19 protein-coding genes are annotated in these 20,185 nt (G+C 50.1%); 9 read left to right on the top strand and 10 right to left on the bottom strand.

Translation table 11 applies throughout. The annotated features are described in order from the left end of the window. Entirely contained in the window at positions 1–2,616 is a 2,616-nt protein-coding gene (locus CWE07_RS00215; RefSeq protein ID WP_111567923.1) for a TonB-dependent receptor plug domain-containing protein, read from the bottom strand. A gap of 235 nt (positions 2,617–2,851) precedes the next feature. Between CWE07_RS00215 and CWE07_RS00210 the strand changes: the two genes are divergently transcribed. Both CWE07_RS00210 and CWE07_RS00205 read left to right on the top strand, forming a co-directional pair. Further along, positions 2,852–3,898: a hypothetical protein gene (locus CWE07_RS00210; protein WP_111567922.1), complete on the top strand. Its 1,047-nt coding sequence runs from the start codon at positions 2,852–2,854 to the stop codon at positions 3,896–3,898. Positions 3,899–4,086: 188 nt separating this feature from the next. Then, a complete protein-coding gene (locus CWE07_RS00205; protein WP_111567921.1) occupies positions 4,087–4,608 on the top strand; it encodes a hypothetical protein in 522 nt (173 codons plus the stop codon). 43 nt (positions 4,609–4,651) lie between these two features. Here CWE07_RS00205 and CWE07_RS00200 read toward each other — a convergent pair whose 3' ends face one another. The 3 genes from CWE07_RS00200 to CWE07_RS00190 all read right to left on the bottom strand — a co-directional run bounded on the left by CWE07_RS00200 (position 4,652) and on the right by CWE07_RS00190 (position 7,609). Then, the gene (locus tag CWE07_RS00200; RefSeq protein ID WP_111567920.1) at positions 4,652–5,200 is read right to left on the bottom strand and encodes a phosphoribosyl-AMP cyclohydrolase; all 549 of its coding nucleotides are present in this window, start codon (positions 5,198–5,200) and stop codon (positions 4,652–4,654) included. A 114-nt stretch (positions 5,201–5,314) separates the two neighbouring features. Next, the gene (locus CWE07_RS00195; protein ID WP_111567919.1) at positions 5,315–5,986 is read right to left on the bottom strand and encodes a response regulator transcription factor; all 672 of its coding nucleotides are present in this window, start codon (positions 5,984–5,986) and stop codon (positions 5,315–5,317) included. Between the two features lie 15 nt (positions 5,987–6,001). After that, the gene (locus tag CWE07_RS00190; RefSeq protein ID WP_111567918.1) at positions 6,002–7,609 is read right to left on the bottom strand and encodes a sensor histidine kinase; all 1,608 of its coding nucleotides are present in this window, start codon (positions 7,607–7,609) and stop codon (positions 6,002–6,004) included. A gap of 192 nt (positions 7,610–7,801) precedes the next feature. Here CWE07_RS00190 and CWE07_RS14345 point away from each other — a divergent pair, with 192 nt between their 5' ends. Then, the gene (locus CWE07_RS14345) at positions 7,802–8,083 is read left to right on the top strand and encodes a hypothetical protein (RefSeq protein WP_181452240.1); all 282 of its coding nucleotides are present in this window, start codon (positions 7,802–7,804) and stop codon (positions 8,081–8,083) included. Positions 8,084–8,137: 54 nt separating this feature from the next. Next, positions 8,138–8,947, top strand: a complete 810-nt coding sequence (locus CWE07_RS00185; protein WP_241973958.1) for an EAL domain-containing protein — start codon at positions 8,138–8,140, stop codon at positions 8,945–8,947. Between the two features lie 29 nt (positions 8,948–8,976). Here the strand turns inward: CWE07_RS00185 and CWE07_RS00180 are convergent, their stop codons facing one another. Then, positions 8,977–11,094, bottom strand: coding sequence for a TonB-dependent receptor (locus tag CWE07_RS00180; RefSeq protein ID WP_111567917.1), 2,118 nt, complete (start codon positions 11,092–11,094; stop codon positions 8,977–8,979). A 130-nt stretch (positions 11,095–11,224) separates the two neighbouring features. Between CWE07_RS00180 and CWE07_RS00175 the strand changes: the two genes are divergently transcribed. Genes CWE07_RS00175 through CWE07_RS00160 form a run of 4 tightly spaced genes read left to right on the top strand, consistent with a single transcriptional unit; the run spans position 11,225 to position 14,763 of the window. Beyond that, on the top strand, positions 11,225–12,100 hold the full coding sequence (locus CWE07_RS00175) for a heme/hemin ABC transporter substrate-binding protein (protein ID WP_241973956.1): 876 nt from the start codon (positions 11,225–11,227) through the stop codon (positions 12,098–12,100). Further along, positions 12,078–13,139 (top strand): FecCD family ABC transporter permease, encoded by a 1,062-nt coding sequence (locus CWE07_RS00170; RefSeq protein ID WP_241973954.1) that lies wholly within the window; start codon positions 12,078–12,080, stop codon positions 13,137–13,139. Before CWE07_RS00175 ends, CWE07_RS00170 begins: the two co-directional genes overlap by 23 nt. Beyond that, positions 13,132–13,935: an ATP-binding cassette domain-containing protein gene (locus CWE07_RS00165; protein ID WP_111567916.1), complete on the top strand. Its 804-nt coding sequence runs from the start codon at positions 13,132–13,134 to the stop codon at positions 13,933–13,935. Before CWE07_RS00170 ends, CWE07_RS00165 begins: the two co-directional genes overlap by 8 nt. A 33-nt stretch (positions 13,936–13,968) precedes the next feature. Then, positions 13,969–14,763 (top strand): HugZ family pyridoxamine 5'-phosphate oxidase, encoded by a 795-nt coding sequence (locus CWE07_RS00160; protein WP_111567915.1) that lies wholly within the window; start codon positions 13,969–13,971, stop codon positions 14,761–14,763. Between the two features lie 22 nt (positions 14,764–14,785). Here CWE07_RS00160 and CWE07_RS00155 read toward each other — a convergent pair whose 3' ends face one another. Both CWE07_RS00155 and CWE07_RS00150 read right to left on the bottom strand, forming a co-directional pair. Next, positions 14,786–15,442 carry an epoxyqueuosine reductase QueH gene (locus tag CWE07_RS00155; RefSeq protein WP_111567914.1) on the bottom strand — a complete coding sequence of 219 codons (657 nt, stop codon included), beginning with the start codon at positions 15,440–15,442 and terminating at the stop codon, positions 14,786–14,788. Between the two features lie 100 nt (positions 15,443–15,542). Continuing rightward, positions 15,543–16,661 carry an SLC13 family permease gene (locus CWE07_RS00150; protein WP_111567913.1) on the bottom strand — a complete coding sequence of 373 codons (1,119 nt, stop codon included), beginning with the start codon at positions 16,659–16,661 and terminating at the stop codon, positions 15,543–15,545. 159 nt (positions 16,662–16,820) lie between these two features. Here CWE07_RS00150 and CWE07_RS00145 point away from each other — a divergent pair, with 159 nt between their 5' ends. Further along, positions 16,821–17,573, top strand: coding sequence for a CPBP family glutamic-type intramembrane protease (locus CWE07_RS00145; RefSeq protein WP_126818943.1), 753 nt, complete (start codon positions 16,821–16,823; stop codon positions 17,571–17,573). Here CWE07_RS00145 and CWE07_RS00140 read toward each other — a convergent pair. Genes CWE07_RS00140 through CWE07_RS00130 form a run of 3 tightly spaced genes read right to left on the bottom strand, consistent with a single transcriptional unit; the run spans position 17,518 to position 20,122 of the window. After that, positions 17,518–18,297, bottom strand: coding sequence for an ABC transporter ATP-binding protein (locus CWE07_RS00140; protein WP_111567911.1), 780 nt, complete (start codon positions 18,295–18,297; stop codon positions 17,518–17,520). The genes CWE07_RS00145 and CWE07_RS00140 overlap by 56 nt on opposite strands. An 8-nt stretch (positions 18,298–18,305) precedes the next feature. Next, complete coding sequence (locus tag CWE07_RS00135; RefSeq protein WP_198679869.1) at positions 18,306–19,157, bottom strand: ABC transporter permease; 852 nt, start codon at positions 19,155–19,157, stop codon at positions 18,306–18,308. Next, positions 19,154–20,122, bottom strand: a complete 969-nt coding sequence (locus tag CWE07_RS00130; RefSeq protein ID WP_111567910.1) for an aliphatic sulfonate ABC transporter substrate-binding protein — start codon at positions 20,120–20,122, stop codon at positions 19,154–19,156. Before CWE07_RS00130 ends, CWE07_RS00135 begins: the two co-directional genes overlap by 4 nt. Between the last annotated feature and the right edge of the window lie 63 nt (positions 20,123–20,185).

Below are 20,185 nucleotides of genomic sequence, written 5' to 3'. Positions count from 1 at the left end.
TTAAAACTGATATTGTATTCCTAAGTCAATAAATCGGCCACGCGCATTATACTGCGTGATGTCGTAATAATAGCTTCCTGCGGAAGGGTCAAATGGTGGTTGTCGGTCAGTTAAATTCTGCACTGACAAACTAATCACTGTATTGCGCAATCCAGCATAACTTAATTGTGTATTCAAAGTGGTATGGCTCCGGACGGAAGCATTTAAGCCTGGATTACTTGTTGTGCTAGCAATACGCTGTTCATAACCATGAGTGTAATCAGCACTTAACACGAAGCTCCATACATCACGCTGAAAATGCGCTACTTGGGACCCTTGCCATTTAGGTAGTGCCCCAAACTGGTTGTTACCAGCACCATTAATCGCGGCTTCACCAGCGACCACGGCTTGTTCGTACTCAAGTAATCGCGACCAGTTAGAGTTCAACGACATGATGCCGCCGAGTAGGTCAAAGCGATAACTCAAGTCGATGTCAAAACCGGACGTGGTGCGAGTTCCTTGGTTCGCGTAGCGATTGGTAATGATTTGCAAGCGCCCCTCAGTATCGCGTTGAACGCGTTGCGGGAACTGGGCTTCATTATTAATAATGTATTGCGCGTTGTCAGGTGAAATAACATTATCTTGCTTAATTTCAAAGTAATCGATACTAGCGCTAAGGCTTGGTGAAGGAGACCATACGGCACCGACATTGTAGTTTGTAGAGCGCTCGGCTCTTAAATCTGGATTACCACTACGTAGCTGAGTATATCCGCGGCTTGCTCCTGGTGTTACGGGGTCGTTGGGATCTATCACCGAGCCGTAGCTAATTGTATTGCTCTGAGAAATTTCAGGCAGTGACGGTGCTCTAAAACCGCGTGACCATGACGCTCTTAATAACCAATCGTTATGCAATAAGTAATGGGAGGACAATTTGGGAGACACAGCACTACCAAAATCATCGTAGTGATCAGCGCGTAGTGCTGTATTAACAGTCAGTCCATCTAACAATGGCAGCTCGAGCTCAGCAAAAGCGGCAATAACGTCTCGTTCTCCACGGATAAGATTAATTGCTGGACGTAATTCAGTCCCTGACAACACCTCGGGTGATGTTCCGGCATCCATGCGCTCATTGCGCCAATCTAACCCCGTAGCGAAACCAACATCTCCATGCAGCCAGTGAGCAAGGGTACGGCTGGCATTAACGTTGAGTGACTGAATTTGATAAAATCCAGGACGCCTTGTTTGCAAACGCAGTGCTTCAATAGCCCCAGATGCATGCTGGCCAGAAACGAAATCATAGCCGCCACTCTCCAATAGTGACTCGAACGCGTAGCGGTCAATGAAATTATCAACATATTCGCGCTGGCGGCTTTGTGATTGTAAAGCATTAAAGTTTAGGTCCCAGTTTTCACCGGCGTAATCAAAGCCTGCCAATATACGGTTGAATATCTGTATGTTCTCTTTTAACCGAGGCCCGACACTAAAAAAGGTGTAATCAAAAGGCAAGGGGGCTGCAGTTGTATTATTGGGGTGGCCAACTGGGAACGCAACGGTAATATCATCTAAGGTTCCAGTGTCTTGATTATATGCACGTAATCCAGGGCCTACACTTAATGGCGCTCCAAATGTTTGTTTGGCTTCGTTGTAGCTATAGAGCCACTGGGTAAAAGCCTCAAGTTCGGGGGTGACCTGATAACTCGCTTGTAAAGAAAGTTGACGACGACTTACCTCAGGTTGCAAGGTATTGAATTTCTGGCCATTAAATGCGCATACTTGTCCGTCTCGGCCGGGTGTAAAGTCAGTCCACGCGCGAGCCTCGGTGCCTTCAGGGCAGTTTTCAAATGGTCGAGGATTTTGCGCATCGTCAAGGTAGTTACCGCCTTGAGTTATCCATCCTGCTAAGCGACCACCTGGTTGGTCGCGGAAGTCGCCACTTCGGGTTAATCGACGTTGATCTGCAGTAAGCTCTTCGCGCTCCAGCACATCGATGCTGAGCGTCAAATTGTAGCCATCTTGTGTTAATGAGCCCGTACCAGCGAGAAGGCCTGCACCAAATTGTTGTAAGCTCCCCTCGGTGGCTCCTCCTGCTGAAGCGGATAGCTGCAAACCTTCGTAGTCCCGACGTAGAATAATGTTGACCACACCTGCAATGGCGTCTGAGCCATACGCTGCTGAGGCACCATCCTTTAATACTTCTATACGTGATACAGCGCTGAGAGGTAAAGCATTCAGGTCGACGAACGTATCTTGAGTACCAAGGGCAAAGCCATAGTTAGATACTCGTTGTCCATTCACCAGAACTAAAGTGTTTTTCGGACTTAAACCGCGCAAGCCAATCGAGGCAGAGCCGGCAGAAAAGCTACTGGTAAATTGCTCATCGTAGCTATTCCCGGTATTCACAGTCATATCGCGTAATACATCGGTCAGTGTAACCTTGCCACTTCGTTGAATATCTTCGGCTGAAAGCACATGTAACGGGGTTGCATCCTCGTTATGAGTGCGTCGAATATGAGACCCAGTCACTTGCACGCGTTCCACCTCGGCACTGGCATCCAAGGCCAGAGAAGATGGAGATGCTGTACTTGCAGCGACTCCTACTGCGTAGGCTAAGTAAGAAAGAGATAAAGCTTTGTGCATATAAAATTGTCCCCTATAAATATTAATTTAGACGTCTAGACATCTATATGAGATCGCATGGTAAATTAATATTTGTTCTAAGAAAAGGATTTTTTTATGCTGAACTATCTGGATAAGCACAAAATTCATAAAAACTGTTTTTAGCTCAATTGGCGGTTAAATTTTTGTTCACACGTTGTTACTTCGGCGTACAATAAGCGTAGGCACAACAGCGGCCGTACTCGGAGATAACAACATGAAAACCAGTAAGTTAGCGATAGTGGTAAGTATTTTAGTTGGCGGCGTTATCGGTGCTGCTACCATGCATTATTCAGGGCCAGCGGTGGCAGCGACTGCCTCTGTGAGCAGCGAGCGATTTGATTTTCGCACTGAGAATCGCGGCGAGTTGACCCAATCAAGCCCCGTCAATTTAAAAGACGGTTCACGCTATCAAGCTTTCCGCTTGAACCCTCAGCGCACAGGTATTTTAAGCTTACGCCAAAGCGGTGCGCTGCAAGGTCAGTTGATTTTGCTTAACGACCAGTTTGAGGTTATCCAGCAGGGCACTGATCGTACGCTAGCTGCATTTATTGATGAGCGGTTATCGAATCAGTCGTTGTTACTCGTAGTAAGTGGTCAAGATGCGTCTTCCTACGGGCCATTTCGCTTGCAATCAGAGTGGGTCGAAGTTGGCAATACAGATCAGCTGATGTCTGGTGAAGAAATTACTGGCTATTTACAGGGCCAGCCAACGCGTTATTCGTTGCAAATCGACGAGCAAGGCATTTATCAATTTGACATGAAAAGCGACCAGTTTGACAGCTATCTGCGCCTTGAAGGCAACAGTGTCAATCAAACGGATGATGACAGTGGCGATGGCTTAAATGCTCGCTTGAATGTGTTTTTACAGCCAGGTAGTTATCAGTTAAGTGCAACCACGCCGTTTAGTGACGGTTCTGATACCTATGGTCTGTATACAATTCAAATGCGTTTGCTCGAGTCTGCTGACAACCTGGTCAGTGGCGGCAACGTCGAAATTGGCGAGTCACTGCGAGGTATGCTGCAATCATCGTCAGCTCGTTTCAACTTGCACGTGCCAGATGGGCGTCGTGTGAGAGTGAGTGCAGAGTCAGATAATTTCGATACGGTACTGGAAATAGAAGGGCCGACCAGTTTTTACGATGACGATGGTGGCAGTGGTACAAACTCGTTAGTCAATGACTACTTCCCGGCGGGTCACTACACGATTATCGTGCGTCCATTTAGCAGCGGCACAGGGGCGTTTCAGTTAAGTGTTCACTAAATATTAATGTGAATTGGCTCGGGCATGGAATCATGCCCGAGCATTTATGCTTTTAACTCGCCTTGACATGAACCCCTTGGGTTCATACTTTTGGGTGTATCTGGCTTTGAACGCTATTGAATTGGTGTTTGTGCCAGCGCAGCTGGGTGAAGTATTTGTAACCATCAGTACAAGCAAGGGACTGCTGAATGCGTATTCCGATTAGTTTTATTGGTTTTGGTGTATTGGCGTGGGTGGTATTCCATTTCGGTCGCTTACTAAATGGCAATGTAGTTGCCGGGGCATGGCTAAGCGGATTAGGGGTACTTTTAGGCGCCGCTTTTACGCTCATTTTGTACATGTTATCGCGGCAGCGTAACGCACGCTCGATGTACATTATGGAAGAAAACCCGTCGCGTACGCCTTGGTATAAAAAAGTTTTCCAAACCGAGTGGATTCTTATCAGTAGCGTAATAGCAAGTATGTGGCTGGTCAGCTTTATTAACCAATCTTTCGCTTGGGGCGAGACATATACCGAACGTTTTGAGGTTGCGCAAATTATTGAATATCGCTTACGCACACACTCTTATCCGCTCATAGAAGTGGAGAATGACGAGTACAGGCTGCGTGTAATACATGAACACGCATTTGACCTTGGGCAAAGTGTCGAGGTGACCATGCAACGGGGTGCACTTGGTTTTGTGCATGCGACAAGGGTAGAGGCACCCTGAATAAAAGCGCCAGCCTAACTTGCCTAAGGCTGGCGCTGCATGATTAGTAGCCGCTGTAAGGTAGCGACGAGTGGTGTAAGACAATGCGCAACTGATCATCGTCAGTGAGTTTAAAACCCCAAGTTTTATCTACGGTCGTTACATCACCATACTGATTGGTTAGATGCACATGACCCATAGTCATCGCAACGTCGCCATGGATAAAAATGGCGGCATTTTCATAGCCAAACTCACTCCAACCCTTGAGCGCGAAGCCAGTGTCATATGGAAAATCGTCATTACCACCGACAAAGTAAGCCAAGGCACCTTCACTCGTGGTTCTAAATGTCTGCTCCCCTGATGCTAGTGTTGGCTTGAATAACACATCGCCAAGCTGATAACCGTATGCCTGCTCAATGATTTGAGTGGCGAGTAAGGTTGCAGCTTCGTGACCTTCCTCTTGGTAAGTCTTACTGATCTGGATCAGTGCCGCTCCCCAAGCTTGCTGTGCCTGCTCAAGCATAGCAGGGGTAATCCCTTGGTTACTGTAGTTGGCGGCAAAGGCGTTGGAACTTAAAGCTAAGGTTGCAGCAATTGCTGTGACTAATTTCATAACTCACCTCACATTGGTTAACTGTTACCAGTGTAAGGTGGCGGCCTGTCTACCACCTGAGCAGGTGGTTAAAATAAACTAACAGTCAAATGAACATAGGATGAACAAACGCATTTATTCTACCCAAAAGTACCCAAGGCCCCGCAGAGTTTGAATGTAACGCTCGGGATTTTGCGCATCGAGCTTCTTGCGTAGTCGTCCAATATATACATCGACTACATTGGTCAAGGGGTCTTCGCTAAGCCCCCATACTTTTGAAAGAATCCGTTCACGACTGAACACTTTGCCAGGCGTACGCATGAGTACTTCAAGGATGGCGAGTTCCTTCGCGGTGAACTCTACTTTTTGCGCACCTTTGGTGACACTCATTTTATCAAGGTTGAACACGATATCATGCTGACGGATTTCATGCGTCCCAGGCGAGGCATGTCGTGAATTGCGCTGTATCTCAATACGTAATAACAATTCTTCAAACGAAAATGGTTTACCCATGTAATCATCGGCACCAATCCGCAAACCTTCAACGCGCGCATCCACTTCATTCAGCGCAGATAACATAATGATTTTCGTATCAAGCTGCATGCCGCGTATAATTTGACATACACTGACGCCATCAAGATTTGGCAGCATGCGGTCTAAAATGACTACTTCAGGTTGCAACTGCTGCACGCAAGCAACGGCTTGCGCGCCATCACTACAGACATCGACTTGGTAGCCTTCCGCGCGCAACCCGCGTTGTAAAAAATCAGCAACTCTGGGGTCGTCCTCTACCACTAAAATTGTCATGAAAACTCCTGTTGATTACGCATCAACGCTTGAGCGCAGGGTAGGTAACTGCAGTGTTACACAGGTGCCCTGATTAACTTGACTCTCAATGCGCAATCGGCCTTGATGTTGCGACACAATGGTTTGTGCCAGTGCCAGCCCAATACCAAGCCCATCTGGCCTTGCCTGCCGCGCGTTCTGAGCGCGAAAATTGCGTTCGGTTACACGGCCAATATCATCGGATTTAATGCCGATCCCACGGTCAGTCACCGAAACATTCACATAGGTCGTATTCATCTCTGACGCTACGTCGATTAAAACGCGAATGAGAGAATTGGGAGGTGAGTACTTGACCGCATTGTCGAGAATAATTTGCCACGCTTGCAGCAATTTATCGAGCTCAACGGCGACGTCACAAGCGTCAGCATCGGCGAGATCACATGCGACCTCAATGTTACGCTGACTCACCGTAGCGAAGCTTTGCGCTTGGTCGACCAGCACTTGAACCAATTCAGGCGCCTGCATGGGTGTCAAAGTTACTTGCCCTAACTTTTGGTCATCGCGGATCAACATCAGTAACTCGTCGATGCGCTTAGCCAAGTCTTTGCTGGCGGCTACAATTTGGCGCAGGGAAAACTGATACTCGGACGCCTGTTTGTCAGTGCCACGTAGTGCAATTTCAGCTTCCCCTTGAATAGACGTTGCCGGGGTGCGCAATTCGTGACTGATATCGGCTAAAAATTGCTTCTGCCTAACTTCAGCTTGGCGTAGATTCTCCATTGCATGTTGAAGTTGAGCCGTGCGCTGAGCCACTTCAAGTTCAATTTCCTGGCGGTGGCGTGCTTCTCTCATATTGGCTGCATCAATGGTAGCGGCCATGTCGTTAAAGCTGCTGGCAAGGTCTCGAAACTCTTTGTCATCAATGGCGGCGACGCGGTACTTAAAGTTGCCCGCGACTAACGCGCTGGTGCCTTCGAGTAACCTGGAAAGTGGTGCATATAGACCTTTTAACAGAATATAGGCAAACACGCAGGCAAGCAGGCTACCGATGAGCGCTAAGCCAGCCACTATTAGCCTTGCTCGGGCGATGGCATCAACGGCTGCCGTTTCAGCCTGCTCTGAGCGTGTGCGCTGGCGCTCAATGGCTTGGGCGATCAACCGTCGCAAATCAAGCCCTTCTAACCTATCAAAGGTTTCAATTAATAAGGTCCATGTTTGGGCCTCATTCCCATTGGCAGCCGGTTCCTGTTGCAGGCTTTGCGCTAACGTCGCGACATTCACTTCTAAAATAGACAAGATGCGCACTTGCTCGCGAATGTCAGTAATATCTTGTTGATTGACAGCTAGCTGTTGATCCCTCGCCAGTAATTCATCAAGCACGATAAGGCTACGTTGCATTTGTTGCAGTAGGCGGTCGCGCTCATCCGTGGCCTGGTCTGTAGTGAGTAAGTATTGTGCTAACCAAACCTTAAGACGTTGCTTATCGGCACCTAGGGTGATGAATTCAGACAGCAATTGGTTCGCTACCTGGCTTCGTTGCATATGTTCACGTGCAACGTTAGAACTCCAAACCGCAACCACGGCCTGCACGATGCAAAGCGCAACGAGAACGGATAGGGCAAACAACAGGCGGTTTCTATACATAACTAAACCTTATGGAGATTGCTGCATAACAAACAATATAAGCATTATTTAATTCTTATAAAACATGAACTTTTAGCGCTTTTAAAACAACCAAAACTGCAGCGTTCCTCGACAACTGAGATATTCTGCATTATTTTGCATAGTTATTCTACAGCGCTCTAGTCCAAAGAGTTCAACCAGGAAGTTACTACCTTGTTAAAGCGCATTAATCGAGCCCTGCGGGCTTATCTGTTGGTCGAGCCGCACCACTTAAACGCACCTGATACCGCCACGTGGAAAATGAGCGTCGTGCGCTTAGTGGTATTAAGTGGCTTGTTGCTGACCTCTGCTATTTTACTGCACTCGTCTTATCAGGCCTACACGCTAAACCTACATCATGTACTGTTACTTACGGTTACATTTACCGGGTTACTTTGGGGGCGTTGGTCATCAGTAAGAGCCGGATCGGCATGGCAACTGCGCTACTTACCCTGATTATCGTGTTAGCTGGCTTGTGTATTTTACTGTTTACCGGTGGCGGTGATGCGTGTGCTCGCTTCATTGGAAAAACAATCAGAAATTAACCGTGAACAGCGCCGCAAGTTAGGCCAGTTGGTGATGCAATACCAGGAAATATTTAATAACGGTGGCACGCCCTCATTTTTTTGCGACCAACAAGGCCGAATTATACAGGCCAACCGCACCATGCAGCCAAATGAGTTCTTGCCCCAAATTGAACGTCATAATTGGCATGTACTGTTTAGCCATAAAGTGTTGGATAAATCCATCGAGCTACTGGAGAACTGGCCTAAGTCGTTAAATCCAGTGGCGCTTTCGGTCAACTTATCGGGTCCTGAACTACTCGATGATTTGTTTTATGAGAAACTGCTGCGCCGATACTCCGAAAGCGAATTGTTACGCACCCGACTTAAGCTAGAGTTGACTGAGACCTCGGTGCTTGCCAGCCTGGATGAAACCAAAAAACGCTTAACCTCGCTGGCGAATGTGGGCGCTACGATTATTGTTGACGATTTTGGTACCGGCCATGCGTCGTTGTCGCAGTTGATTGATTTATCCGCGTCGGTATTAAAAGTTGACCGCGACTTTGTCGAGCGCATTGAAACGTCAGAACGTCATCGAAAAATTGTTAAAATGACCTTAGAACTAGCCAATTCATTGAATATGGAAGCCCTTGCAGAGGGTGTCGAGACTAAAGCACAGTTGGATTTACTGATAGAGATGGGTTTTGACCAATTTCAAGGCTTTTACTTTGGCAAGCCCGCGCCGGTCGAGTACTGGAGCGGCAAGTTTGAGCAAGCTGGCGCATCTAGCGCGCTAGGCCAGGGGGGCGCAGGATAAACTGTGCCCCATATGTGGTATTTTCTAGATTAGAACTGATAAGTTAAGCGCAGTGCTGCATGCCGACCTGGTTGACTATATTGTTCAACCGAGGTCGTTTGGCTTTGGCCTGCGACTAACTCGTAAGGCACGTAGCGTTTATCTGTTAGGTTTTGTAGCGACACGTTAAGCTGCCAATTGTCCCATTCATACCCCGCCAGAAGATCGAAAGTCGCCCAACCGGCAGCGGTGGCGTTGTCCTCATCCGGCACTCGACGCATGGACGACGCAGCTTGCACCGCAGCGGCGGCATACCATTGCAATGCTTCATAACGTAGCTGCAGGTTACCGCGCCAAGGGCTAATGGATGTTAAGTACGTATCTGTACTGTCGTCCTTACCGCTTGTCCACGTGAGTGCGGCGTTTAGCTGCCACGGGCTATCAAAGCGGTATTGCGCACTCATTTCAGCGCCATAAATATACGCCGATTCGATATTCTGGAATTGGAACACACTGCGATTCACCCCAGGGATCATCGTCGGCTCTGTTGCGATTAGTTGAGCGTCAATGAAGTCGGTGAAATCAGTGTAGAATGCGGCGACGGTGTAGTTTAACGGGCCATTAAATGACTTTACACCCAGTTCGAACGAATCGCTGGTTTCCGGGTTTAAGTCTGGGTTAGGCTGAATCACATAAAACGGTTCAACCCCGTGGCTTTGATAGGCTTGGTCGTGCGGCGGAATCCGAAAACCTCGTGCGTATTGCAGATACACGTTGGTATTGTCGTTGATAGCTTGCATCACCCCTAGCTTGGGCGACAGCGCAGTTTCTCGGATTCGACTCATTTGATCTTGGTCGTACAAGTCATCATCTTTGGGGGTCATATGGTAAATATCAGCGCGCAAACCAGCAATAAACTGGGTGTTGGTCGCATCTAAGCGCGCATTGTTTTGCATAAACATGCCTCCTAACCAAGTTTCTGCGCCAGGAAACGAGGCTTGCGCTTGATTGTCTTGACTGACAGTGCCATCTGCCATCACTCGGGTTTTAAAGCGCGGTCGTGCCGTGTCCAAATGGTCAAGGTCAAAGCCATAGACAAATTGGTGGCTTAAGGCGGTACCGTTGACACTTTTGACTGCCTGCCAGCGGGCGCCCCAGATGTCCTGGTCAAAGCGGTAGTCGTTAAAGTCGGTGTAGGCACCAGCTCCACTGCCACCAGGCACAATTTGATCGCTACGTTGGCGATACTGCGATACGTATACTTGCGCGCTGATGTGATCAGCCCAAGCGCGCGAAATTGCCGCTTCGTAATCAACCGAGAGCGCGGTTTGACGATCACTTACATCGGTCTCGTTGGTCTGTGCTGCGAGGATCTGTTGGTTATCTTGCTGGTAATGATCAACAGTAAACTTAAGCTGCTGATCGGCAGCAATGGCGCGTTCGGTTTTCGCCAGTATTGACCACGCATCGAAGCTATACTCGGGCAAGGTTTCTTCATAGTTTTGGGTTTCATCACCGTTCCGGTAGGACAACGCGACCATTGATTGCCAATCGCCATGTCGCCAGGCGGTTTGTAGCGCACTGAAATATTCGTTATTCACACTGCGATAGCCAGCTGACACGCGGGCATAGCTATCGTCTTGTTGCAATAAGTCGGAGGGGTCGGGGGTAGTGACCACAATAATGCCGCCTAAACCATCGGAGCCATACAAGGGGGAGGCCGCCGCTTTGGCAACTTCAACACGCTGCACTTGCTGCACATCCAGATAGCCACGGCCAATTAAGAAGCCGCCACCACCTTCATAGGCGTCATTCATACGCCGACCATCTTTAATGTACATCACGCGATTACCGCCAATGCCGCGCACGCTCAAGGTTTGTGCACTGCCCGAAGCGCCGGTACTGGTAATGGATGGGTCGTAGCGAAAAATGTCACCGATATCGGTGCTGACCTGGCGCTCAATGGTGTCACGCTCCACGACGGAGACAGCTCCAGCGACATCTTTGAGCTGCTGCTCGATGCGCGATCCGGTGACCACAATCACGTCGTCTACGCTGGCTTGGGTGCTGGTATCAGGGGTGTCAGCGGCGTAGGCCTGCTGATGGACGAAAAGAGCAAGGGTGCTTAATGTTAGAAACGGTAAATGGACTAAACGAGAAACGGACATGCATAACTCCTTGGTTGACTATGAATACGCCAAAGAGAGTAAATGAAAATCATTTGTAAATGAAAATCATTTGCAAATGCAAATGATTTTCATTTAGACTTGCTGCAAGGTTAATTTCGCAGGAGGTTGTATGATGAAATCAGTGCAGCTCGGTTACATGTCGCGTGTAATCAGTCTTTATTTTAGCTTGAGCTTGTTTGCCTTTGCCCACGCCAGTTCATTGCCGCAAGATGCCAGATTAGTAGTAACTGGCGGTACGCTAACAGATGTCGTGTTCGCACTCGGTGCTGAAGCGCGGGTGGTGGCGGTGGATAGTTCAAGTCTATCGCCAGCGCGCGCACAGCAAAAGCCGGTGGTTGGGTATTACCGCGAACTTGCAGCCGAGGGTGTGTTGTCGGTACAACCGACCCACGTATGGGCGCTAGCAGGCACAGGGTCAAAGCAAACTTTACGCCAAATTGAGCGCGCGGGGGTTCAGGTTGAGCATTTTGCGAAGCCCGAATCGGTGGCGGATTTACTGCAGCTAATAACCCATGTGAGCGGCCGTTTGAATGCTTCTGAACAAGGCCACGCATTACGTGCCGAAATAGAGCATCAACTTGAGCGCTTCAACGCTCAGCAACCGCCAGCGGACAGCACGCCACGTGGTTTATTTATTCTTCAGGCCAGTGAGCGCGGGGTGGTGACCGCAGGCACCGATACAGTCCCTGATCTGCTCTTTGGCTACGCACATGTCGATAATCTTGTCGCGCATCAAGGTTATAAAGCAGTCTCGCGTGAATACCTTGCACTTCATCAAGCCGATTTTCTGATGGCGCCGCAGCATGTAGTGGATGCTGCTGGTGGACCTGAAGCATTTTGTGCACAACCAACATTACGCCTCGTGACTGCCGCGCAAGAATGCCGGCTACTGGTGATGGATTCTTTGTTGGCGCTCGGCATGACCACCCAAGTTGCCACCGCGATTCAACAGGTTATTCAGTATGCCTATCAGCATGACGTATAACCCACCTCAAGCGAATACCCAACAGCGGCGCTATCGCTATGCGTTGCTGATGACATTGGGCTTATTAGTGCTAGCTTTGGTGCTGGCGGTTAGCTCTGGTCCAGTTATGAGCGACTGGCGCTTGCTGTTGGTCAGTTGGTGGCCGGGGGAGCTTAATGGCATTGAACCTATCCATCGTGCCGTAGTGGCAGAAATTCGGCTACCGCGCTTAGTGCTGGGTTTGGCCGTGGGCATGGTGTTGGCACAAGCGGGGACCACCATGCAAACCTTGTGTCGCAACCCGTTAGCCGACCCCGGTTTGATTGGTATTTCTGCAGGTGCTGCACTGTGCGCGCTATTTGTGATTGCCTTTGGTAGTCAACTTGGTTTGGTCGGCGATATCTGGGTCACGCTCGGCGCCTTTGTCGGCGCCCTTGGCGCGACATTTCTTGTGTATCGCTTAGCCGGCGGTTTACGCGGCATGAATATCGCGACGTTAATTCTGGCTGGGGTTGCGCTCAACGCCTTGGCCGGTGCACTGATTGGCTTATTCAGTTTTTATGCCGACGATGAAGCACTGCGCTTAATGAGCTTTTGGCAAATGGGGTCATTAGCAGGGGTGACCTGGGACAACTTGCCTTTTGGTTTGCTGGCTATGGGGATTGCGTCGGTGGCGTTTTGGTGGCGCCGCCATGCCATTAACGCCTTGCTACTGGGTGAACGTCAAGCGGGCTACCTAGGTATATCAGTGGTGAGCTTTAAGCGTGAGCTTGTTATTTGGGTCGCTTTAGGGGTTGGCGGCGCGGTCGCGTTAACCGGCATGATAGGTTTTATTGGTTTAGTTATTCCCCATATAGCACGGTTACTCGTGGGTGCTTCGATTATTCGGGTGATGCCGCTTTCTATGTTACTGGGTGCCAGCGTTTTAGTACTTGCAGACTGGCTCGCCCGCATGCTGGTAGCGCCGGCGGAGTTGCCCATAGGTATTATCACTGCGCTGCTCGGCGCGCCTTTCTTTATTGTGTTACTGCTTAAATTTAAACGGAGGCTGCATGCTTGATATTCATGGCGTGAGCATCGATCGTGGCGATAAACGCGTAATCGATGACATCACCATGCGACTCGAAGCTGGACAATTGGTGGCTTTAATTGGTGAAAATGGGGCGGGTAAGTCAACCTTGCTGCATGCATTTGCAGGCGATATCCCCTATGCAGGTACGATTGATTTGCATGGCCGCAACTTAAGCGCATGGCGCGCAGCGCAACTGGCGGGGATACGCGCGGTGATGGAGCAGCACGCCCCCGTTGCACAAGGTATGACGGTACTCGAGCTGGTGATGTTAGGGCGCTTTTGGGCGCAGCAGACACGCGGCGAGCCTGAGTCTGTGAGCGGTGACATTGCAAAACGTTGGTTGCAGCCTCTAAATTTAACCCAGTTTGCCCACACTCATATTGATCAGTTATCAGGCGGTGAATTACAACGTGCTCACCTGGCTCGCTGCATGGCGCAACTGGAAACAAACCTGCCAGGTGAGCAGCTGTTGCTGGCTGATGAGCCAACCGCAGCTTTAGATATTCACCACCAGCACCTTGCGCTGCACCAGCTACGAGCATTTGCCAGTGCAGGCAACTTAGTGTTGACGGTGATGCACGATTTGAATTTAGCGATGTCGTATGCAGACACCGTCGTGTTATTAAAAAATGGACAATTACATGGCATGGGTAAATCACGTGATGTGTGCACCGCTGTTGCATTGAGTGCCTTATACGAGCACCCCATGCATGTGGCGCAGCATCCAGCCTTGAGTGTGCCCATGGTATTTGCCGAACCCAAAGGCGGCGCAGTCCGCCAATAGCGATCCACAACGAATCAGTGATAGGAGGCCATTATGGCAGTAGAAGCGAAACAACAAAGGGTGCCAGCACCCCATAGAATCAATGCAGCGCGTCAGGCACGGCGATTAGCGCTGACCCATAGCACGGCAGTATTTTCTACCTTGTCGTATAAGATGAACGGACATCCGTTTGGCTCGGTGTCGCCAATCGGTCTAACTGACACCGGCGACGTACTGTTTTATGTGTCCGATATTGCCCAGCATGCGCGCAATCTAAACCATGATCCGCGCTTGAGTGTCACGGTATTCGAGCCATCGACACGCGGCGATCAAAACGAGCAAGCGCGCTTAACCTTGAGTGGCGATGCGAAACCTCTTGAGGGTGAAGAGGGCAAACAGGCGCTAGCGCTCTATTTACGCTTATTTCCCGATGCCCAAGGCTACACCAAAGCCCATGATTTTAAGATTTGGGGCATGCGCGTTGAGCATATTCGCTATATCGGTGGGTTTGGCGAGATATTTTGGCTGACACCAGATGAATGGTTGCTGCCAGCACCGCAGTGGTCCGCTGAGGATGAAGCGGGCATGGTCAAGCATATGAATGAGGATCACGCAGACGCTTGTGCACTGTTGCTTCAGCAGTACAAAAAGGCTTTCGAGCCAACAGATTCAATACCGACCCAAGCTGGCCAAGGCGCTAAAATGGTCGCGATCTATCCGGACGGTTGCTATCTCATGCAGACGCGGCAGCGTTATTTCGTGCCATTTGAAGGGGTATGCAGCACGCCAATGGACGTGCGCAAAATGCTGGCAAGTATGACACGCAAAGCCAGAACTGAGGCGGTGTGAACCGCCTCTCACTGGTTTTGTCTTATTTGTCAGGGGTGTAGTACTCAACCCCGATTTGAATCCGCTCGCGGCCATTTTGCATTCGCCACTTGTTGGTGTCGCGTAACGAATACACACAACCGCAATATTCTTGCTGGTAAAAGCGTTCGCGCTTGGCAATTTCGACCATGCGCGCGGCGCCACCTTGCTTACGCCAGTTGAATGTCCAGTAATGCATGCCTGGGTAAGGTGCTACCGCACGCTGGCCGCAGTCGTTGATCTGCTCCATGTTCTTCCAGCGCGAAATACCTAAACAACTGGTAATGGTATCAAAGCCATGTTCATGGGCATACTGGGCAGTGCGCTCAAAGCGCATATCAAAGCATACGGTGCAGCGCTCGCCGCGCTCAGGTTCGTGCTCTAAACCTTTGACGCGGTCAAACCAATTGCGGGCATCGTAATCGGCATCAATAAAGGGCACACCTAGTTTTTCGGCGAAGCGAATATTTTCTTCTTTACGCAGCAAATACTCTTTTTCCGGGTGAATGTTCGGGTTGTAAAAGAAAATCGTGAATTTAATTCCCGCATCCGCCATACGTTCCATGACTTCGCCCGAACATGGCGCGCAGCATGAATGCAACAGCACATGGTTAGAGCCTGTCGGGGTTTCTAATACAATAGTTTCAAGATTTTTACTCATACAAACGCCTGTCGTAAATTGCAGTATGTTAGGTGGTGCTTCATGTCGTGCTTTGTTAATGGCGTATATGATAACAAAACTTAGTGCCAACGACAGTCACTCAATGCAATAACCATGCAGCAAAGGCTAAGCTGATTAAGAATAGGGGCACTGACCACAGGTGAAAGGCGAGCCACATATTGGGTTGGCGCGCTAAGCGCAGCGCAATCAGGTTGGCCAGCGACCCAATTGCGAAGCCGAAGCCTCCGACTGTCACCCCCCAGCTTAAACCACGCCAATCCTGAGTGAAATTTTGTAAGAATATCGCCGCTGGCACGTTCGACATACCCTGAGACAGCAACGCACCGGCGCTTAATGCTTCACCAGGTAAGGTTATCAGCCATTGCGCAAGGTGTTGCATGCTATCAAGCTGAGCTAATAGCCCTAAATCAATAAACATCAACACGAAAATCAGCAGTAACCACCAGTCAATTGAGCGCAGTACGGTTCGCGCACGCAGTGCGTACAAAGCGCACACACATATCGCCGCCACTGGCCCAACCCCAAGCTCGATAGCAATAATCATCGGCACATAGCCAAACAGTGACCAGCGAAACAGAGTTGCATGGCGTGGGCTTGTACCTGCAGCGGTAAAGTTAAGTGGCGCGGCAGGAAAAGCAAGCAATGCCAGTAATCCAATGAATAAGGTTAAAGGCGCGGCGAGGGGCAGCATCATGCGGGTAAATTCGATAAATGTCATGCCCGAGGCCTGCCACAATAGCAAGTTTTGAGGGTTGCCGACTGGGCTCATGGCAGAACCCGCATTGACCGCGAGGGCGAGAAAAATAACCAGTCGCCCCAGTTTAATATCACTGATACGCGCCAAGCTAAGACAAATAGGTATCAGAACAAAGAGTGCGACGTCGTTGGTGATCACCGCAGACAAAAGCGCGGCGAATACCACCAGAATAAAAGCCAAGACACGCTGGGAATGCTGGTGCCCCAGTAGCCAAGCTGCCAAGCGTGCTAAATAGCCACTGTCTTCAAGCCCACGGCTTAACACCATTAAGCCCGCCAGCGCTGTCACCGTATGCCACTCCACCAAGTGAAATAAACTGACAACATTGCTTGGCACCAGCCACAGTAAAACCGGCAACGCCAACAGCAGCACTAATAGTAAACGGTCTTCGTGCACGCGCGCTAAAAGCTGGCGAATATAGGGAGTGCGAGTAAGCAACATGGCAGCGCCTAGTCAGTCATCAAAGCGCTATAGCTTATCGTCAACGTAAATTTTGGCAAGCGCAATGACCGCGGATGCAATTGTCGTAACAAGCTAGTTGCGTGCTGCCGATTTATTGTTCACACTTTATTTGCAATGTAAAACATAAAGGGCAGTGCGGTGAGAGTATCGGAATCTAGGGTTCGGCTGCGGGTTGGGTTGGTGATTTGGGCGCTGGGTATGTTGGGTGTGGTGGCCGTGGCGTTTACGATGATTCCACAGTTAGTTGAGGTGTCGCCACCTGCGGCGCCTGTGGGGATCGTGGTTGCCGCCATGATAGCGCAAAGCTCGGTGATGTTAGCTTTGATGGTGTGGGCGGGGGTACGTTTAGGGCCGAAAGTTGGCTTGCGAGCGCCTGTCATTGAAGCGTGGGTGGAACGGCGTCGAGGATTGCCACTGCTGTTCCAGCAGCTTCCTGCCGCACTTCTGGCTGGTGTAGTGTGTGGCCTATTACTGATTGGGTTTGAACGTATCGCACCTGCAAGTTTACAAGCCGTAAACCTAGATGTGCCACTTATCAGTGCAATTTTGTACGGTGGAGTGACCGAGGAAGTGCTTGTTCGCTTTGGTCTCATGACCATTGTGTTGTGGCTCATGTGGCGCTTTATTCAACGGCGCAATGGCCCTCCTAAACCGATATACGCGTACACCGCAATGATTGTCTGCGCGGTTGCGTTCGGCGCTGGTCACTTACCTGTTACTCAAGTATTTGACATCGCACTGACACCGTCAGTGTTGCTGTATATTGTCGGTGCCAATGCGTTGCTCGGAAGCTTATTTGGGCTACTGTTTTTACGCTATGGGTTAGAAAGTGCTATTATTGCCCATGCGCTGACCCATGCGGTGGCCGCTGTGATAGAGGCCCTACTTTGAGTGCCGCACTGATAGTGCGTTTCAGCGCAATGCATTCAGCACTATGGGGGTCGCGCGGGTAGGGTAAGGGAATATCTACTTGCTGCTGAATGTGCCCTGGGTTGCTCTTCATCACCAGCACTCGATTCGCCATACTGACCGCCTCTTCGATATCGTGGGTGACAATGACTAAAGTAAATTGACTGGCGGCCCAGAGTTCGAGCACGTGTTGTTGCAAGCTTTCACGGGTAAAGTTATCCAGTGCACTGAATGGCTCATCCAATAATAGAATATTAGGCTGACACACCAAGGCACGCGCAATCGCGGCACGCTGTGCCATGCCCCCTGAAAGTTGACGCGGCAACGCGTCGCGAAAGCTCCATAATTGTACCTGTTTCAAGGTCTGTTCGATGCGCGCATCTTGCTCAGCTTTGCTCACCCCTGATAAGACCAAGCGAACATTCTCGCGGACACTTAGCCACGGCATTAAGCGCGGTTCTTGAAACACCATGGCGATGTCAGCATGGGGACCTTGTAAGGTGTTGCCACCTAGCGTGACTCGCCCGTGGGTCGGTGCGTCCAGGCCTGCTATCATACGCAGTAGGGTTGATTTACCGCAGCCCGAGGTGCCCACCAAGGCAATAATTTCGTGCTGTCGAATGGTAATATCGACTGCGTCAACGGCCAGATGGCGCGCACCTTTGCGGTCAGTGAATTGCTTCGAAACTTGTTCCAATTGCAACATAATGCCCCCTAATTTGATGACTGCTCAGACGACTGCCAGCCGTCTTGCCAACTTAGCGCACGCGCACTAAGCACTGTCAGTAACAAGTCACTGGCTTTGCCTAATAGAGCAAACAGTAATAGGGCACCGATAATTGCCGCTGGATTACCCGTCATTTGCCCGTCTAACATTAAAAATCCTAAACCTTGGCTTGCGCCCATAAGTTCGGCAGCAATTACAAACATCCAGCCAAGGGCAAGGCCTGAACGCAGGCCGGTTAAATAGGCGGGCAGTGTGCCCGGCAACAGCACACGGGTTATCGTGTGCCAGGTGGATAGCCGATACACCTTGGCTACTTCAAACAGCTTGCGATCAGCATCACGTACGGCGTTCATCAGGTTTAAATACACGGGGAAGAATACGCCGACTGCAATCAAGGCAATTTTTGAGGTCTCGAAAATGCCAAACCAAAGAATAAACAAAGGCACCCAACCGAGCGAGGGGATAGCTTTTATGGCTTGTAATGTTGGGTCAACAAAGTCACGAAATAGCTTTGAATAACCGGCTAAGGCACCACACAGGGTTGCCGCTAAAGCGCCGGCAACGAACCCCGTAGCCACACGTAATAACGTCACATGAATATGCTGACTGAGTTCGCCTGTTTGCCACAGGTAATGAAGCTCTTCAACTACAGCCGCAGGCGAGGGCAGAATATAACTTGGTAGCACGCCGCGTGCGGCTAATTGTGCCCACACAACCACGATGATGGTGGGCAGCACCCATGCTTTCCAGTGGCGTATTGGGGCTAAAAAAATACGCATAACGCGCGCCGACGTCAGCCGCGGCTTAGTGAGCTCGGCTGTGACAAGTTCCTGCTTCATTGCGCCCCCTCTGCATGCTGGGTATCCCGAGGTACTAACCCTGTGATGGTGCTTTCCAAATCAACACGCGGGCGCAAAATACCGATACTTTGCAGCACCTCACCGGTGTCGCGTAGAAGCTGTCGATGCGTATTGTGCACATCAGATTGACTGATATCGGTGCGTTCAAGCTGTAATTTTGCTACGTCCGGTGAAATTCGAGCGGCTTCAACCAGCACCTGTTGTAAGGCTTCAGGGTTATCAAGTGCATAGTGCCGAGCGCGTTCATAGGCCGCAATCACCGTACGTACAATCTCGGGGTGTTGCTGGGCAAAAGCTTCACGCACATTCAGTAGCCCATAGGTATTGAGCTGCGGTTGACGGTGAAAGAGCACGGCATCAGCCTCGAGTTCGGCACGCGCCATATGTGGGTCAAGGCCTGCCCAAGCATCAACCTGACCGCGCAACAACGCGTTGTAGCCATCGGCGTGCTGCAATAATACGGTTTGAATGTCACGTTCCGTTAAACCCGCATCAGCCAGTGCGCGCAGTAAGAATATATGCGGATCGGTACCACGCGTTACCGCGACCCGTTTACCGCGCAGGTCAGCGACACTGCGAATGGTCGAGTCTTGGGTGGTAACCAGCGCGGTCCATTCGGGTTGAGAATACTGATAAATAGCTTCAATCGGTAAGCCATTCGCGCGACCTACTAGGGCGGCAGAACCCGCAGTAGAGCCGAAATCAATCGCGCCAGCGCGTAAGAATTCGAGGGCACGGTTAGAGCCTTGTGTATGCACCCAGCGTACCTCGACCCCTTTATCGGCCAGTGCTTCTTCAAGCCAACCCTGTTCTTTGAGTAGCAGGCTAAGTGGATTGTAGTAAGCATAATCAAGTGACACGCGTTGTGGTGCTGCATCCACAGCAAAACTGAACACACTTAGCACAGCAGTGAACAACCAAAGACGGCAGGCAGAGCCAATCATAGCATTACCTCAATAAGGACGTTTAGATGTTTAGATGTTTAGACGTCTAAATTAACTAAGTTA

It is taken from the genome of Aliidiomarina maris (assembly GCF_003987335.1).
Lineage (GTDB): Bacteria > Pseudomonadota > Gammaproteobacteria > Enterobacterales > Alteromonadaceae > Aliidiomarina > Aliidiomarina maris.
The sequence above is the reverse complement of the archived record's forward strand: the minus strand, read 5'-3'. Positions and strand labels throughout refer to the sequence as shown.

Bases quoted from the DNA above. Each gene is read 5' to 3' on its own strand.
- CWE07_RS00165 (WP_111567916.1), top strand. From the start codon at position 13,132: ATGCTTGATATTCATGGCGTGAGCATCGATCGTGGCGATAAACGCGTA.
- CWE07_RS00205 (WP_111567921.1), top strand. From the start codon at position 4,087: ATGCGTATTCCGATTAGTTTTATTGGTTTTGGTGTATTGGCGTGGGTG.
- CWE07_RS00215 (WP_111567923.1), bottom strand. From the start codon at position 2,616: ATGCACAAAGCTTTATCTCTTTCTTACTTAGCCTACGCAGTAGGAGTC.
- CWE07_RS00140 (WP_111567911.1), bottom strand. From the start codon at position 18,297: ATGTTGCAATTGGAACAAGTTTCGAAGCAATTCACTGACCGCAAAGGT.
- CWE07_RS00180 (WP_111567917.1), bottom strand. From the start codon at position 11,094: ATGTCCGTTTCTCGTTTAGTCCATTTACCGTTTCTAACATTAAGCACC.
- CWE07_RS00195 (WP_111567919.1), bottom strand. From the start codon at position 5,986: ATGACAATTTTAGTGGTAGAGGACGACCCCAGAGTTGCTGATTTTTTA.
- CWE07_RS00160 (WP_111567915.1), top strand. From the start codon at position 13,969: ATGGCAGTAGAAGCGAAACAACAAAGGGTGCCAGCACCCCATAGAATC.
- CWE07_RS00170 (WP_241973954.1), top strand. From the start codon at position 12,078: ATGCCTATCAGCATGACGTATAACCCACCTCAAGCGAATACCCAACAG.
- CWE07_RS00210 (WP_111567922.1), top strand. From the start codon at position 2,852: ATGAAAACCAGTAAGTTAGCGATAGTGGTAAGTATTTTAGTTGGCGGC.
- CWE07_RS00155 (WP_111567914.1), bottom strand. From the start codon at position 15,442: ATGAGTAAAAATCTTGAAACTATTGTATTAGAAACCCCGACAGGCTCT.
- CWE07_RS00200 (WP_111567920.1), bottom strand. From the start codon at position 5,200: ATGAAATTAGTCACAGCAATTGCTGCAACCTTAGCTTTAAGTTCCAAC.
- CWE07_RS00130 (WP_111567910.1), bottom strand. From the start codon at position 20,122: ATGATTGGCTCTGCCTGCCGTCTTTGGTTGTTCACTGCTGTGCTAAGT.
- CWE07_RS00135 (WP_198679869.1), bottom strand. From the start codon at position 19,157: ATGAAGCAGGAACTTGTCACAGCCGAGCTCACTAAGCCGCGGCTGACG.
- CWE07_RS00175 (WP_241973956.1), top strand. From the start codon at position 11,225: ATGATGAAATCAGTGCAGCTCGGTTACATGTCGCGTGTAATCAGTCTT.
- CWE07_RS00150 (WP_111567913.1), bottom strand. From the start codon at position 16,661: ATGTTGCTTACTCGCACTCCCTATATTCGCCAGCTTTTAGCGCGCGTG.
- CWE07_RS00190 (WP_111567918.1), bottom strand. From the start codon at position 7,609: ATGTATAGAAACCGCCTGTTGTTTGCCCTATCCGTTCTCGTTGCGCTT.